The sequence below is a fragment of the Sphingomonas sp. LaA6.9 genome (assembly GCF_022601895.1).
Lineage (GTDB): Bacteria > Pseudomonadota > Alphaproteobacteria > Sphingomonadales > Sphingomonadaceae > Sphingobium_A.
This window is the reverse complement of the sequence record NZ_JAKVIO010000015.1, coordinates 44527-59042: the sequence shown is the minus strand read 5'-3', so window position 1 is coordinate 59042 and position 14516 is coordinate 44527. Positions and strand designations below refer to the sequence as shown.

Below are 14516 nucleotides of genomic sequence, written 5' to 3'. Positions count from 1 at the left end.
TAGGATGATCGGGCTAGGCAACTCTTGCCGGGTCGAAAGTTTTTATGCGCCGCGCGGATCGGTGACGAGCGCGCCGAGTTCGGCCATCACTGCCGCACGGCGGGCGGCACCGTCGATCGCCAGTCCGCCTTCGTCCCAGAAGATCACGGCGTCACCAGGCGCCAGCGCGTCATCGGTGATCACGGCGATGGAAAGCGTCCTGCGCTCCTGCCCGGCACGCGCCGCCACAAGCCGCTCCACCTCCTCCGCCAGCGCCGGGTTGACCCGGACGTTCAGGCGGGTTCCGCGGCCGATCTGTTCGAGCACGCGGCCCAACGCCTCATCGATGGCGCGGCCCGGGGCCTTCGCCACCGCATGACCCGCCAGCACGTCCGCCGCAGCGATCGCGACCTCCGCCGCATCGCGTACCATCGAGTCCGCCGTCTCGGACAGGCGCGCGTCGATCTCGTCGAGCGACGCGTGAAGCGCGTCGGCGGCGGCAAGCAATGCCGTCGCGCGTTCGCTCCGCGCCTGGACGAGCCCGGCTTCGAACCCGTCGACCCGCGCTCTTGAAAGCGCGGCTTCGTGCGCCGCGGCCTGCCGATCGATCTCGGCCTGCAATGCCGCGATCTGCTTGAGCAGCTCGGTATTGTGCGCGGCGCCTGTGTCGCTCGTGGCGAAGCGGAAGACGCGATCGAACCCGAATGGCTTTACGTGGATGGCGGCCTCCATCATCGACCTTTCAATATCAAGGGCACGCGCAGGCGCGCCGTCAGTAGATCATCGCGTCGTCGCTCTTGGGATCGACGAGCATGATCTCGCCGCGATCGCCGAGCGACTTTGCCAGGCGTACAAGATTGGTCTGGGCTTCCTCGCATTCGCGCGCGCGCACCGGCCCCATCGCGGCCATGTCGTCGCGCATCAGCTTGGCCGCGCGTTCGGTCATGCCCGCGAAGAACATCTGCTTCATCTCCTCGGGCGCGCCCTTCAGCGCCAGCGCCAGCTCGCGCTTGTTGCAGTTGCGGACGATCGTCTGGATCGCGGCGGGCAACAGGTTTGCGAGATCCTCGAAGGTGAACATCAGTGCGCGGATCTTTTCTGCGGACTCGGGCGCGCGATCGTCGAGCGCAGTCAGCATCGCCTCTTCGGTCGAGCGATCGAGTGCGTTGAACACCTCGGCCATCGCCTCGTGCGGATCGCGACGCTGCGCGCGCGAGAGATTGGTCATGAACTCGCTCTTCAGCGTCTGCTCGACCTGCAGGATCACGTCCTTCTGCACCGTGTCCATGCGGAGCATGCGCATCACAACATCGGTCGCCAGTTCCTCCGGCAGCTCCGCGAGCACGCGCGCGGCGTGGTCGGAGCGGAGCTTGTGCAGGATCACCGCGACCGTCTGCGGATACTCGTTCTTCAGATAGCCGGCGAGCACGGTTTCGCTGACATTGGAAAGCTTGTCCCACATCGTGCGACCGGATGGACCACGAATGTCCTCCATGATTTCCTTGACGCGATCGGCTGGAAGGATGCCTTCGAGGAGCCGCTCGGTCGTCTCGAACGATCCGTGGAGCGAAGACATGCTGGAGACCTCGCCCGAGAACTGGACGAGCAGATGCTCGACGACGGCCGAGGGGATGCGGCCCAGCCCGGCGATGCAGGAGGACAGCTCCTTGATCTCGTCGGTCGACAGCTGCTCCCAGATCGGGCCGCCATGATCGCGACCCAGCGCCAGCATCAGCGCTGCGGCACGCTGGACGCCCGAGTATTTTTTCAACTCCGGCGGTTCGCCGACCGGCGTCATTACGCTCATGCACTATTCCCCAAAATATTCGCGCATTCGGGCCCGTCGGGGCCGCGCTTCCTCTATCTTATAGGAGAAGACCGGGTGGACCGGCGTGTGGAGGCGAGTTTGGTGACAAATTTATCGAGCGGGCTGATCGGGCTCACCATGCTGTCGGGCAGCAGCAGCTATCTCGGCCTTTTCTCGGGCGCCAATATCGACAGCGCAGCGGTGATCCTTGCAAAAAAGGCTTTCACGACGCCTGAGACGACGCCTCCCTGGAAGGAGGCCGGATCAAGCCTGCCCGTCTCCTCGCAGATCGCGGCGATCAAGAAGATGCGCTCGATTGTCGACGCCGGATGGAGCCGTTCGCTCGATTCCCTGCCCGACGTGCAAACCGCCTTCACTGCCTACAAGGCGCTCGACCGGCTCCGGCTGCTCGCCGAAAGCGCCGCCAAGACCGGAACCTCGGCGGCTGAGCGCAAGTCGCTTCAGCAGACCTTCGCAAAGGGGATGGCCGACCTTCAGGCGTTTCTGGGCCAGGCCGACACCGACAAGCTCAACCTCGCCTTCACGCAACCTTCGAGGAGCGTGAAGACCGTCGGCATCACCCCGCCCTCCACGGGCAAGACTCTTGGCGAGGGCGTGGTCGAAACGCGCGCCGCTCCGATACCGGGTCTCGTCGGCAATGAGGTCTTCAAGATCAGCCTCGCACGCGCTGGCGGTGTCGCCGACAGCGTGACCGTCGACCTCTCGACAACGACGCAGCCGCCAACGCTCGATTCCGTCGCCGCTGCGATCAATGCCGCGATTACCTCGGTGCCGATGCGCGACGCCAATGGCGTTCCAGTGACAGACGCTGGCGGGAATCCCGTTCCTCGGTGGCAGTCGCGCGTGACCGTCGAGAAGAACGGCGACAGCTGGGGCTTCGTCGTCAATACGCCGGGCACCGAAACCCTTTCGATGGATCAGGTTGGCGCGAAGGACGCGCTGATGGTCGTGAGCGGTCTGACCGGGATGGATGCACCGGCATCCGCACAGATGTTCCGCATCGACGATCCCGCCGGCGGCGGCACACGCGTCACGCTCGGCACGATCAACGCAATCGACCGGACGGCGACCCAGCAGGCTACGCAGAGCGCCAGCACCAGGCCCGTGGCCAAGGATGCCAAGCCCGTCGACCCCACCGTATTCGCTGCGACCAACGCGCGCGCCATCGCCACCGATGCGCAGGGGTTCTGCTATATCGTCGGCACCACCGCGGGCGATCTGGGCGCCAACCTCTCCGATGGCGGCAATGATCTGTTCCTCACCAAGGTGGACAGCGAAGGCAAGGTCGTCTGGCAGCGTACGCTGGGCGTGGCAGGTGAAGCCGAGGGCGCCGCGGTCAGCATCACCCCCAATGGCGAGGTGGTCGTCGCGGGCACGGTCAAGGGGCCATTCAACGGCAGTCTGGGCAGCGACAGCGACATGCTCGTCGCCCGCTTCGACGCCGATGGCGACGAGATGTTTGCGACCACCGTGCGCAGCCTCGGCAACGATACCGCAAGCGCGGTCACAGTTGGCAATGACGGCGCGATCTATGTCGGCGGAAAGTCCGCCGCGGGCGGCGGCGACGCCTTTGTCGCGCGGCTCGACGCCACGGGCAAGTTGCAGGAACGCCGCACGATCGACAGCGGCGGCAGTGACACCGTAACGGCGCTCGCCATCGACAGCTCGGGTGAGCTGCTCGCGCTCACCAAGGAAAATGGCAACGCCACGCTGCACCGGCTCGACAGCAGCGCACTCGCCACCGATCTCGGCCAGCTGAACCTCGGCGCTGCCGATGCACGCGCGATCGCGGTATCGGCCACGGGCGAAATCGCGGTGGTCGGGTCGACCACTGCCGCGCTTGGTGGCACACAGGTCAATGGCATCAGCGGCGGCCGCGACGGCTTCGTGACGCGTATCGACAGTGCGCTTTCGGGCATGAGCACGACATATGTCGGCTCGGCCGACGACGACCAGATCGACAGCGTCGCCTTCATGAACGGCGACCTCTATGTTGGCGGCAGGACGACCGGCGCGCTCGACGGTGCGCGGACCGGAGCCGTGGACGCCTTTATCGGCAGGATCGATACGGCAACGGGCGCGGTCGAGGACATCAACCAGTTCGGGCGCGCCTCGCACCGCGCCGAGCCCGTGCGGATCGCCGCCGCCAGTGGCGGCAGCACCGCGCTCGGCGCGCTCGGCCTGCACCGTGGCCAGATCAACGCGGGCAATTCGATCAGCCTGACCGCGCAGACGACGCTGCGCGCAGGCGACGAATTCAGCATCAGGCTGGGCGAGGGCAAGGAAAAGAAGATCACGATCGCGGCGGACGAAACGCTCGCCTCACTGGCTGAGAAGATCCGCAAGATTGCGGGCAAGAACGCCACGGTCACAACGCCCAAGCTGAACGGCCAGGTGACGTTGCAGATCACGGCCAAGCAGGGCTATCCGATCGAGCTCATGGCAGGCGCAGAGGGCAAGGACGCGCTTGGCAAGCTGGGCCTTACTCCCGCCAAGCTGTTCGCCTCGCCGACGCCGCAGCCCGATGATCCCAAGGTGAAGCCCGGCGGAAACTACGGGCTCGGATTGTCGAGCGCGCTCAACCTGAACAGCGCGACCGATGCGGCGGCTGCGCTCAACACGATCAAGGCCGCGCTCTCGATGACGCAGACCGCCTACCGCTCGCTCTATTGGGATGACACCAAGGCGGCCCTCGTCAACGGCACCGTGACGGGCGCGGGTTCGCCCTATCAACAGGCGCAACTCGCAAATTATCAGGCCGCCCTCGATCGCCTCGGCGGCAGCGCGGCATAAGGAAACGCAAGATGACCAGCACCTCTCCGCTGATGACGGGCATCCACCAGCAGATGAAGCATCTCGCGCAGCGTCAGCGCGTGATCGCAGAGAATATCGCCAACAGCGAAACGCCGAAGTTCAAGGCCAAGGAGGTCGAGGCACCCGATTTTTCGGCTCTGCTCGCCGCTCAGGGGGCGCTGAACGGCAAGCCGCGCGTCGGCCGTCCCCGCATCCAGATCACCGGCGGAATGGCCGCCCTCGGCGCGACACCGATCCAGACCGGAACGGGCATCATATCCGACACCGACACCAGCGAGACCAAGCCCGATGGCAACAATGTCACCATCGAGGACCAGTTGCTCAAAATGGGCCAGGTCCAGGCCGATTTCGCCGCGATGACCAATCTCTACCGTAAGCAGATGGGACTGCTCAAGGCAGCGATCGGTCGGGGCGTGTAGTAAGCGTCAGAGCCCGGCCACATCGGCGAGCGCGGCGACAAAACGGTCGCAATCGCGCTCTGCGAGCCCGGCGATGTTGATCCGGCCCGAACCCGCCATGTAGACGCCGTGGCGTTCGCGCAGCGCCACGATCGCGGCGCCCGACAGCGGCAACGTCGCGAACATGCCGCGCTGCCCGGCGATGTGCGACAGGTCGACGTCACCGGTCGTGCCGCACGCAGCGAGCTGCTGGCGGATCTGCGACAGGCGTGCCTGCATACCCTGAAGCTCGCCATGCCATTGTGAACGCAGGCCGGCATCAGTCAGGATGATTCGCGCCACCGCCGCGCCGTGATCGGGCGGCATCGACCAGTTGTTGCGCCCGATCGTCGCGAGGTTCGACCCCGCCACCTCGGCCGCAGCCGCGTCGGCGGCGATCGCGAAGACCGCCCCCGTACGCTCGCGGTAGACGCCGAAATTCTTGTCGCAGCTATAGGCAAGCAGCGCTTCGGGAAACGCGGCGAGCAGGTGGCGCGCACCGGCTGCGTCCGCATCAAGTCCCTCGCCCAGCCCGTGATAGGCAAGATCGATCAGCGGGACCGCGCCGTTGCCGGAGAGGATCTGCGCGACCTCGCGCCAGTGCTCGATCGCGAGATCGGCGCCCGTCGGATTGTGGCAGCAGCCATGGAGCAGGAAGATATCGCCCCTGCCCGCCTCGCGCGCGGCGGCAAGCAGCGCATCGGCATTGAGCGCCTGCCGCCTGATGTCGAAATGCTCATAGGTCCTGACCTTCGCGCCAAGGCCGGTCAGGATCGACATATGGACGGGCCAGGTTGGCGTCCCGACCCAGAAGGTCGTGTCGGGCAGATTGCGCACGACGAGTTCGATCGCGAGGCGCAGCGCGCCGGTGCCGCCCGGCGTCTGGAGGCCGACCACGCGATCGGGCGCGACCGCGCCATCCAGCGCCAGCTCGCGGACGGCGGCAACGAAGCCGATGTCGCCCTCCGGTCCCAGATAGGCCTTGCTGTCCTGTTCCGCGATCAGCCTGCGCTCCGCCGCCTTCACTGCGGCGAACACCGGCGTACCCCCCGTCTCGTCACGATAGACGCCCACGCCGAGGTCGATCTTGGTGTCGCGCGGATCGGCGTTGTAGAGTTTGATCAGCGACAACAGGGCATCCGCCGGCTGCGGCTTCAACTGGTCGAACATCGGATATGGCCTTCCTGAAGGTGGCGGGTGGCAAGTCGCGCGAGGCGATGCCGCATGTGGGCGGTCGGGCGCAAGGGCCAATGCGATCGTGGTGGCGTCGTCGCGAGCTTTGGAGACGGAACCCGATTGCCATCGCTGCATTATCCGTCCCCGGAGGCGCCGCATCTGTACCGCGCGCTCCACCCGCGTATGAGGAGCGTTTGATGTCGTTGCGTCGTGTCGTCCTGGGCCATTGGGCCGCAATCGCCATTCCCTTCGCCGCCTGTTCGGCACAGCAACCCGCCCCTCCCCCGACCGCCGCAGCGCCCGCCTATGCGCTGGGCGCGGGCGAGGCGCTGAAGATCACCACCTTTGGCGAACCCACGCTCACCGGCGATTTCACGATCGACGCGGACGGCAATCTGCCCTTTCCGCTGATTGGTGCGATCCCCGCCATGGGCAAGACCGCGCAACAGCTCCAGAGCGCGATCCAGAACCGGCTTGCGGACGGCTTCCTGCTCAACCCGCGCGTGACCGTGGAGGTGAAGAGCTACAGGCCCGTCTATGTGATGGGCGAGGTCAACAAGCCCGGCGAATATGCCTATGTCCCCGGCATGACCGCGCTTGCCGCAGTCGCCAAGGCGGAAGGCTTCAGCTATCGCGCACAGCAGAAGAAGGTCTTCCTGAAACGCGCGGGCGAGAATGTTGAACGCGAACTGGCGCTGAAGGGGCAGGTGTTCCTGATGCCCGGCGACACGATCCGCATCGCCGAGCGCTACTTCTAGGCGGGACGAAATCCCTTGCTGATATCGGGGTTCACCCGCCGGTTGATGTAGCCCTCCGAACCGTTGGTCGACAGCAGCTTCGCGGGAATCCCGCCAACGACGCCGTCTTCGGGCACGTCTTTGGTGACGACTGCATTGGCGCCCACCGCCGCGCGGTCGCCCAGATGGATGCGACCGATCACCTTGCATCCCGCAGCTAGGAAGACGTCATCGCCCAGGATCGGCGAACCCGCCTTTGGTCCGCGGTTCATCTGGCCGAGCATCGCACCATGCGTGATGTTGCAATTGGCGCCGATGACCGCATCGCCATTGACCATGATGTTGCCGAAGCGGTTGATGAAAAAGCCCGGACCGATCCGCGTATATTCGGGGATCGCGATCCCGTATTTGTAGCGATAGTGCAGCAGCAGGAATTTGAAGGGCGGGTAGAGCGTCCATTTCAGCGCCTTGCGCTGCTTCAGATAGCCGCACATCCGCATCACCGTCGAATATTTGAAGCCCGGCGTGAACAGGAAATGACGCAGAAAAGGCCTGGTCCCGATTGCGCCGGCATAGCGATAGAGATCGGACGCGATCAGCGCGCGGACCTGTCTGAAACGGCGTGGCCGCGCTGTGTCGGCAGTATGACTCGTCAAGCGTATCTCCCTGGTTGCGGCATGATGCTGCAGCGCGACAGGAAATGCACGCACAAGCGAACGGTTCCGTCACCATTTGCGCCTCTCCTGGCCGCTGCGAAGTGTCTGATCGCGCTCCATGCACATCCCGTCTCTTGTATCCGGAACCCTTGCAGACAGGTCGGGTTCTGCACGGGCTGCACAAATGGCGGGAATGGGCGGGCAAGACTAAAAAGGGGCGGGTTGAAAATGAGTTGGTTCAACTCCTCTCAAAAAAGATGCCGTGCGTCGCATCGTTATTGCATTGCAGCATAAATAGGCATGTCTTGGTCGGGTCTGGGAGAGGACCGGCCACAACTGCCTTTACGGGTGAGTAAAGCGTTAGGAGCTGTAATGAACGCCCCAGTCGGTTCGGTTCAAGGCAAGCCATTTGCCACGGCGGCAGTGCACGCTACGCCTCCGTTTACACTGACGAAACGATCGCGCCGGCTTGGCATGTACGCCTCGATGCTGATCCTGGATGCCGGTGCAGTCCTGCTCGCCTTTCTCGCCGCCAACATCCTGTTCCTCGACAATCCGTTCGCATCGCCGGGGCTGAAGCTCGCCGGACTGGTGGTTCCCGTATTTGCGGGCATCGCACTCAACAACCGCGCCTATGTGCTTGACGCGCTGACCGACCCCGTGCGCGGAACGATGCGCGCGATCATGTCGCTGATGGCCGCGTGCGTGCTCGTGCTGTTCATCCTCCAGAGCCTTGGGCTGTTGCGAGAACACCATCCGGCCTTCATCGCGACCGCAATCGGCAGCGGCGCCTTGCTGATCTCGGTCGCGCGCGCAGTCTCCGACAACATCGCGCGGCGCGTGCTCGACGACAATCCTGTGAACGAACTGATGATCGTCGATGGCGTGCCGCACATTCCAACGCCGGGCCGCGCCACGCTGAGCGCCGAGGATGCCGGCATCCGGCCCGACATGTCCGATCCGATCATGCTCGACCGTCTCGGCAACCTGTTGCGCACGGTGGACAAGGTGACGGTCGCCTGCCCGCCCGAGCGCGAGCGCGACTGGACATTGATACTGAAAGGCGCCGCGGTGGATTGCGAGGTCCGCACCGACATCGACGCGATGCTCCGCGGCGACCCGTGCACAACGGTCGACCCGAGCACTATCCGCCCGCTGAGCATGTTCGACCTGACGCTGAAAAGGCTGCTCGATCTCGCGATCGTGATCCCGGCACTCGCGTTCCTCATGCCGCTGCTCATTCTGGTCGCGATCGCGATCAAGCTCGAAAGCCCCGGCGCGGTGCTGTTCGTTCAGCAGCGGCTCGGCCATGGCAACAGGCTGTTCCGGATGTACAAATTCCGCTCCATGAGCGCCGAGCGGACCGACGCAATCGGCGCGACCTCGGCCAGCCGCGACGATGATCGCGTCACGCGCGTCGGTCGTTTCATTCGCGCGACGAGCATCGACGAGCTGCCCCAGCTTTTCAACGTGCTCATCGGCAATATGAGCCTCGTCGGGCCGCGTCCGCACGCGCTGGGTTCGACCGCGAGCAGCAAGCTCTTCTGGGACATCGACCGCAACTACTGGTTGCGTCACGCCTGCATGCCCGGATTGACGGGCCTTGCGCAGGTCCGGGGCTTCAGGGGCGCGACGCACCATGCACGCGACCTCGAAATTCGCCTGGCCGCCGATCTTGAATATGTCCGCGACTGGTCGCTCTGGCTCGACATCGCAATCCTGTTCCGGACCTTTGGCGTCGTCGTCCACAAGAACGCGTTCTGAGGCCATATTCACAGCCTTAGCTTCACTTAGCTTCGCAAACTTCTCACAAACGCGCATGCCGGTTCGCCTCCCGCCTGCGGCACGTCGACGCGCCGCGCGGGGAACATGACAGGAACCTTGCGTGTAGGACAGCGTGCCCGCCGACAGGATGGCGATCGCCACTGATCAGGGGTATTCGGTTTTTTGCTTGTCCGATCGCGTCGTCGGAGTCCATCATCGGCGGACGTGTAACGATGGGGCAGACGTGCACTGGCGTTTACCTACATGATCGGGCTGGTCCTGGCCGCCGAACTGCTCGTCGAATATTTCGAAGCGAAGCTCGCGGCGGACAGCGCGGTGATCTCGATCCTTTCGGTCGGCCTGATCGCTTCGGGCAGCTACCTGCTCTGGAAACTGGCCGGCGAGCTTCAGAAAAGCGCCAGGGCGCGACGCGAAGATGAGGCGACTTCCAAAACCTCGCAGCTCGATTTCCTGACGCCGATCACGCGTCTGATGCAGATCGCGGCACTGCTTGCGCCCCTTGTCGCGCTTGCCGGTTATATCCAGCTGTCACGGGAGATACTGATCTCCACGCTGTCGTCGATCGCGATCACCTCCACCGCGCTTTTCATCTTCCGCGCAGCGGGACTGGCTTCCACGGTGCTGTTCGGGCAGGCGATCGCCGGGCAGCATCGCGCGCTGCAGTTCGTGCCGATCCTGCTCGGCTTCTTCCTGACGCTGGCCGTTATGGTGCTGGTCGCGATGGTCTGGGGCGTCAGTTCCGACGATATTGGCGATGCGATCCTGACGCTTCGCAAGGGCGTGTCCTTTGGCGATGTCCGGATCTCGTTCGGCGACGCGCTCACCTTCGGTTTCGTCTTCCTGCTGGGCTATGCGATCACGCGCTGGGTTCAGCGCATCGTGCATGTGACCATATTGCCGCGCCTCGAAGTCGATATCGGCGCGGAGACCGCGATCGTCACGGGCATCGGCTATCTCGGCCTCGTGCTTTCCGCCATGATCGCGATCAGCGCGGTTGGGCTCGACCTGTCGAGCCTGGCCTTTGTCGCGGGCGCACTTTCGGTCGGCATCGGCTTTGGCCTGCAATCGGTCGTCGCCAATTTCATCAGCGGCATCATCCTCCTGATCGAACGGCCGATCCGTGAAGGCGACTGGATCGAGGTCGCGGGCCATTCAGGGCATGTGAAGAAGATCTCGGTCCGATCGACGCACATCGAAACGGTCGACAAGCATGAGGTCATCGTCCCCAATTCCGAACTGATCACGGGAAGCGTCACCAACCTGACCTATGGCGGCAATCTCGGCCGGATCAATCTGCCCGTCGGCGTAGCCTATGACAGCGACACCAACAGGGCGCGTACGATACTGATCGATGTCGCTACGGAACACGGGAAGGTACTGGATACACCTGTGCCCGCGGTGCTCATGGACGGGCTGGGCGACAGCGCGCTCAATTTCAGGCTCGTGTGCTTCGTCGCAGACGTCAATGTGGGGGTCGCGGTCAGATCCGAGTTGTTCCTCGAGATCGTGCGACGCTTCCGCGAGGCGGGGATCGAAATCCCCTTCCCGCGGCGCGACCTGACGATACGCAATAGCGAAGCGCAGACCCCGGCAGGATCAGTTTGATCGCTGGCGCGCGCTGTAGTCTTCGGCCTGCTTCATCACCCTGAGGACGTTCCCGCTCCACATCTTGGCGAGGTCTTCCTCGGAATAGCCCGCAGCGCGCAGCCTTTCGGTGACCTTGGGAAGCGCGCCGATATCCTCGAGCCCACGCAGGCCGCCACCGCCGTCCCAGTCCGCGCCAAAGCCGACATGATCGACGCCCGCCACCTTGATGATGTGAAGCACGCTCTTCATGAACGCTTCGAAATCGGTGTCCTGGATCGGCTGCTTTGCATCGAGCGCGCGGGTTTCCTTCGTCAGTGCCGCCTGCTCGGCGGGCGAGAGCGAGCCGATATGCTCGAGCTTCGCGAACAGCGCGTTGCGTTCAGGCGTGAAGTTCATCGTCGCGAGGAAGACGCTCGTCACGCAGATCACGCCGCCGGCCTCCGCGAGCTTGCGGATCCGCGCATCGTCGAGATTGCGCGGGTTGTCCCAGATCGTCTTCGAGCCCGAATGCGACAGGATCAGCGGCGTCTTTGACAGCGCGAGCATCTGGTCGAACGTGGCATCCGAGGAATGGCTTCCGTCGATCACGATACCCAGCCGGTTCATCTCCGCGACCCATTGCCGGCCGAGCGGGCTGAGCCCGTTCCACTTCGGCGTGTCGGTTGCCGAATCCGCGAACTGGCTGTTTTTCGAGTGCACAGGTCCCGCAAGACGCACGCCACGGCGGTAGAATTCGGAAAGCAGCGAAAGATCCTCGCCCAGCGGATAGCTGTTTTCCATGCTGACATAGGCGAAGCGCTGGCCCGCGGCATCGATGCGTGCCGCATCGGCAGCGCGCGTGGCGAGCGTCAGCCGCCCCGGATATTTCGCGACGGTCGACAGGATCTCGTCCGAGCGCTTGAGCGCGAAGCTGCGCGCTGCGGCATAGCCTTCCGCCGTCAGCGGCCCCTGCTCGGTATAGATCACGAGGAAGCCACCATCGAGGCTGCCCTCGTCCATCCGCCCGAGATCGACCTGCGCCAGATCCTCATCAAGGCTGTGCTTCTTTCCGAAATCCCAGCCCGGCCGCGAAAAGTGCATCGGCGTATCGAGGTGCGTGTCGAGCGTCAGCAGGCGCGCATGCAGTGCTTTGGCGTCAGGCGCCGCGCTATCCTGCGATTGGGCCGCAGCGGGCGCGGAAAGGCCGAGCAGGAGTGCGAGCGTCAGGCATTGCTTCATGGAGTGCTCCGGAAAAATTGCGATGAATCGTGATCGGGAAACAGGCTCAGCCCGCGCCGTTGCTCACCGGCTCGGGCGCCGGCTGGGCACGCTGGACCAGCCGGAAGACGCCGATGGTCAGCAGCGGCAGCACATAGACCGCGAGGAAGATCACCGCGAGCGCGCTGTAGCCGCGTGCGATCAGCGCCACGAGGCCGAAGCGCTCGGCGACGAAGATACAGCCGATCAGCAGCGTGGCGGCGATCACCGCGCGGGCGCGGGTGCCGAGATCGCTTCCGCGCCGGGCGCGCCAGACCGCGCCGATCCGCTCGTTGATCGCGTGCACCGAACCGGTGCCGCTTTCGAGCAGCGCGGAAAAGATCATGAACTGGAACAGCAGGTGGAAGAGCGGGATGTGGAGCTGCTGGAGCATGAAGTCCGACGGCAGCGTCTCCGCCTCGATGCCGGGATAGAAGGCGATCATGCAGACGAAGAACAGCACCGCGGGCGCCATGGCGAGCGGGCCCGCGATCAGCCCCGAGACAATGGCATCGCGCTGGCTCGTCATGTGGCGCAGCACCGGCAGGATCACGACCGCGCCGACAACGTTGTAACTGGCATAGGTGATGCCGCCAAACGCCCAGCCGTCGGTGGGTGCGGGGATCGCGAAATTGGCGGCGATCTGGTCGCCGAAGGTGCCGAGCGCCAGCACCATGAAGAGCGCGTAGACGCCGTAGAGCAGGAAGGAGACATATTTGAACAGCGCCTCGACCGAGGCATTGCCGAACGCCGCAAAGGCCGCGATCGATCCGGCAAGGCACAGCGTTCCCACAAGCGGCGGCCAGCCGAACATCGCGGCGCCGATCTCGCCCGCCGCGGCTCCGAAGACCGACAGGATCAGGATCACGAACAGTACATAGGATATCTCGAAAACGATCCAGCCGGGACCGAGCAACCGCATGAAGAAGCTGCGATAGTTATAGGCGCCCATCGCGCGCGCAAAGGCGAAGGTGACCGCGGCGATCACGCTCCACAGCACCATGGCGAGCAGCATCGCCGCCAGCCCGCCCCAGGGACCGCTCGGCAGGAAGAATTCGGCGATTTCACGACCCGTGGCGTAACCGCCGCCAATCACGACCGCCTTGAAGGCAAAGCCTGGCAGGAGGAAGCGCTGGAACCAGGATGATGTCGGCATTTGCGTTACGTTCCCCATGTCGTTCAGCCCAGGCAATATTCGACCAGGCGGTCGAACGCCACGCCGCCGCGGATCGGATCGGCGACGGGCAGGCCGAGCCGCTCGCCTTCAGCCGTGATCAGCCGTTCCGCCTCGGTCGCGGAAAGCTTCGCGGTGTTCAGCGACACACCGCCGCAACGGATTGCGGGATTGGTGCGCCGTCCCAGTTCGAGGTTGAGCGCGATCGTATCCTCCACGCTCGGCGTTGGATATGTCGTGCCGAGCATCTTCTGGCGGTCGGGTTCATGACAGACCACGATCACATCGGGCTGGCTGCCGTGAAGCAGCCCGAGCGACACCGCGGCAAAGCCGGGATGGAAGAGCGAGCCCTGCCCCTCGATCACGTCCCAGTGACCGGGATCGGCATCGGGGCTGAGGATTTCGGCGGCGCCCGCCTCGAAATCGGAGACCACCGCGTCCATCGGCATGCCGCCGCCCGCGATCATGATCCCGGTCTGCCCGGTCGCGCGGAAATCGACATCGACCCCGCGCGCGGCAAAGGCGTTCGCCAGCGCGAGCGCGGTGTATTTCTTGCCCACCGCGCAGTCGGTGCCCACGGCGAGCAGCCGCTTGCCCGAACGCTTGACGCCGGTGCCGACGGGGATGCCTGCCGGCGGCGTGCGGACGTCGATCAGACGCCGGCCATGCTTCGCCGCAGCCTCTGCAATCGCGGGCACGGCGGCAAGCCGCACATGCATCCCGCTGACGATGTCGAGCCCGGCCTCGAGCGCTTCGACCAGCGGCGCGACCCAGCTGTCGCCGATCACCCCGCCGCTGTTGGCGACGCCGATGACGAGCGAACGCGCGCCGCGCGCGCGCGCCTCGGCCGGCGTCATCCGCTCAAGACCCGCGCTCACCGCGGCGCCGTCACAGGCGAACTCGCCCACGCACTTGTCGCCCGCCCAGTCGCGGAGCCCGAAAGCGGTCTTGGCATAGCCCGGTTCGACGACATCACCCAGGAACAGCAGATAAGGCTGTGGCAGGGTGGGCGCGGCACGTGTGTCTGTCATCGACTGTTTATCCCCCGCCCCATTTTCTTCATTATCCTAATTGAGACAGTAAAGTCCCAATTAGAAAATTGTCAAC

At 64.7% G+C, this 14516-nt stretch carries 12 protein-coding genes; 5 read left to right on the top strand and 7 right to left on the bottom strand.

Features of this window, described 5'->3' with window-relative positions; genetic code table 11:
• Window positions 1–42: 42 nt before the first annotated feature.
• Together MKI88_RS09835 and fliG are read right to left on the bottom strand one after the other, a co-directional pair.
• On the bottom strand, window positions 43–714 hold the full coding sequence (locus MKI88_RS09835; RefSeq protein WP_241631171.1) for a FliH/SctL family protein: 672 nt from the start codon (window positions 712–714) through the stop codon (window positions 43–45).
• A gap of 37 nt (window positions 715–751) precedes the next feature.
• Window positions 752–1786 carry a flagellar motor switch protein FliG gene (gene fliG, locus MKI88_RS09830; RefSeq protein ID WP_241631170.1) on the bottom strand — a complete coding sequence of 345 codons (1035 nt, stop codon included), beginning with the start codon at window positions 1784–1786 and terminating at the stop codon, window positions 752–754.
• Window positions 1787–1888: 102 nt separating this feature from the next.
• Between fliG and MKI88_RS09825 the strand changes: the two genes are divergently transcribed.
• Entirely contained in the window at window positions 1889–4600 is a 2712-nt protein-coding gene (locus MKI88_RS09825) for a hypothetical protein (RefSeq protein ID WP_348636252.1), read from the top strand.
• An 11-nt stretch (window positions 4601–4611) separates the two neighbouring features.
• A complete protein-coding gene (locus MKI88_RS09820; protein WP_241631168.1) occupies window positions 4612–5040 on the top strand; it encodes a flagellar biosynthesis protein FlgB in 429 nt (142 codons plus the stop codon).
• 6 nt (window positions 5041–5046) lie between these two features.
• Here the strand turns inward: MKI88_RS09820 and MKI88_RS09815 are convergent, their stop codons facing one another.
• Window positions 5047–6228 (bottom strand): aromatic amino acid transaminase, encoded by a 1182-nt coding sequence (locus tag MKI88_RS09815; protein ID WP_241631167.1) that lies wholly within the window; start codon window positions 6226–6228, stop codon window positions 5047–5049.
• Window positions 6229–6431: 203 nt separating this feature from the next.
• On the opposite strand from MKI88_RS09815, the gene MKI88_RS09810 reads away from it, so the two are divergent.
• Complete coding sequence (locus MKI88_RS09810) at window positions 6432–6992, top strand: polysaccharide biosynthesis/export family protein (protein ID WP_241631166.1); 561 nt, start codon at window positions 6432–6434, stop codon at window positions 6990–6992.
• Here MKI88_RS09810 and MKI88_RS09805 read toward each other — a convergent pair.
• Window positions 6989–7627 (bottom strand): serine acetyltransferase, encoded by a 639-nt coding sequence (locus tag MKI88_RS09805; protein WP_241631165.1) that lies wholly within the window; start codon window positions 7625–7627, stop codon window positions 6989–6991. The two genes, MKI88_RS09810 and MKI88_RS09805, sit on opposite strands and share 4 nt — an antisense overlap.
• Before the next feature lie 372 nt (window positions 7628–7999).
• On the opposite strand from MKI88_RS09805, the gene MKI88_RS21415 reads away from it, so the two are divergent.
• Both MKI88_RS21415 and MKI88_RS09795 read left to right on the top strand, forming a co-directional pair.
• Entirely contained in the window at window positions 8000–9391 is a 1392-nt protein-coding gene (locus MKI88_RS21415) for a sugar transferase (protein ID WP_281063731.1), read from the top strand.
• Between the two features lie 264 nt (window positions 9392–9655).
• Entirely contained in the window at window positions 9656–11017 is a 1362-nt protein-coding gene (locus tag MKI88_RS09795; RefSeq protein ID WP_241631164.1) for a mechanosensitive ion channel family protein, read from the top strand.
• On the opposite strand, the gene MKI88_RS09790 is transcribed toward MKI88_RS09795, so the two are convergent.
• Genes MKI88_RS09790 through MKI88_RS09780 form a run of 3 tightly spaced genes read right to left on the bottom strand, consistent with a single transcriptional unit; the run spans window position 11009 to window position 14440 of the window.
• Entirely contained in the window at window positions 11009–12217 is a 1209-nt protein-coding gene (locus MKI88_RS09790; protein ID WP_241631163.1) for a dipeptidase, read from the bottom strand. The genes MKI88_RS09795 and MKI88_RS09790 overlap by 9 nt on opposite strands.
• A 46-nt stretch (window positions 12218–12263) precedes the next feature.
• Complete coding sequence (locus MKI88_RS09785; protein WP_241631162.1) at window positions 12264–13391, bottom strand: hypothetical protein; 1128 nt, start codon at window positions 13389–13391, stop codon at window positions 12264–12266.
• 23 nt (window positions 13392–13414) lie between these two features.
• Window positions 13415–14440: a DUF1611 domain-containing protein gene (locus MKI88_RS09780; RefSeq protein WP_241631161.1), complete on the bottom strand. Its 1026-nt coding sequence runs from the start codon at window positions 14438–14440 to the stop codon at window positions 13415–13417.
• Window positions 14441–14516: the final 76 nt, after the last annotated feature.

Bases quoted from the DNA above. Each gene is read 5' to 3' on its own strand.
- MKI88_RS09820 (WP_241631168.1), top strand. From the start codon at position 4,612: ATGACCAGCACCTCTCCGCTGATGACGGGCATCCACCAGCAGATGAAG.
- MKI88_RS09835 (WP_241631171.1), bottom strand. From the start codon at position 714: ATGATGGAGGCCGCCATCCACGTAAAGCCATTCGGGTTCGATCGCGTC.
- MKI88_RS09790 (WP_241631163.1), bottom strand. From the start codon at position 12,217: ATGAAGCAATGCCTGACGCTCGCACTCCTGCTCGGCCTTTCCGCGCCC.
- fliG (WP_241631170.1), bottom strand. From the start codon at position 1,786: ATGAGCGTAATGACGCCGGTCGGCGAACCGCCGGAGTTGAAAAAATAC.
- MKI88_RS09795 (WP_241631164.1), top strand. From the start codon at position 9,656: ATGATCGGGCTGGTCCTGGCCGCCGAACTGCTCGTCGAATATTTCGAA.
- MKI88_RS09810 (WP_241631166.1), top strand. From the start codon at position 6,432: ATGTCGTTGCGTCGTGTCGTCCTGGGCCATTGGGCCGCAATCGCCATT.
- MKI88_RS09815 (WP_241631167.1), bottom strand. From the start codon at position 6,228: ATGTTCGACCAGTTGAAGCCGCAGCCGGCGGATGCCCTGTTGTCGCTG.
- MKI88_RS21415 (WP_281063731.1), top strand. From the start codon at position 8,000: ATGAACGCCCCAGTCGGTTCGGTTCAAGGCAAGCCATTTGCCACGGCG.
- MKI88_RS09780 (WP_241631161.1), bottom strand. From the start codon at position 14,440: ATGACAGACACACGTGCCGCGCCCACCCTGCCACAGCCTTATCTGCTG.
- MKI88_RS09785 (WP_241631162.1), bottom strand. From the start codon at position 13,391: ATGCCGACATCATCCTGGTTCCAGCGCTTCCTCCTGCCAGGCTTTGCC.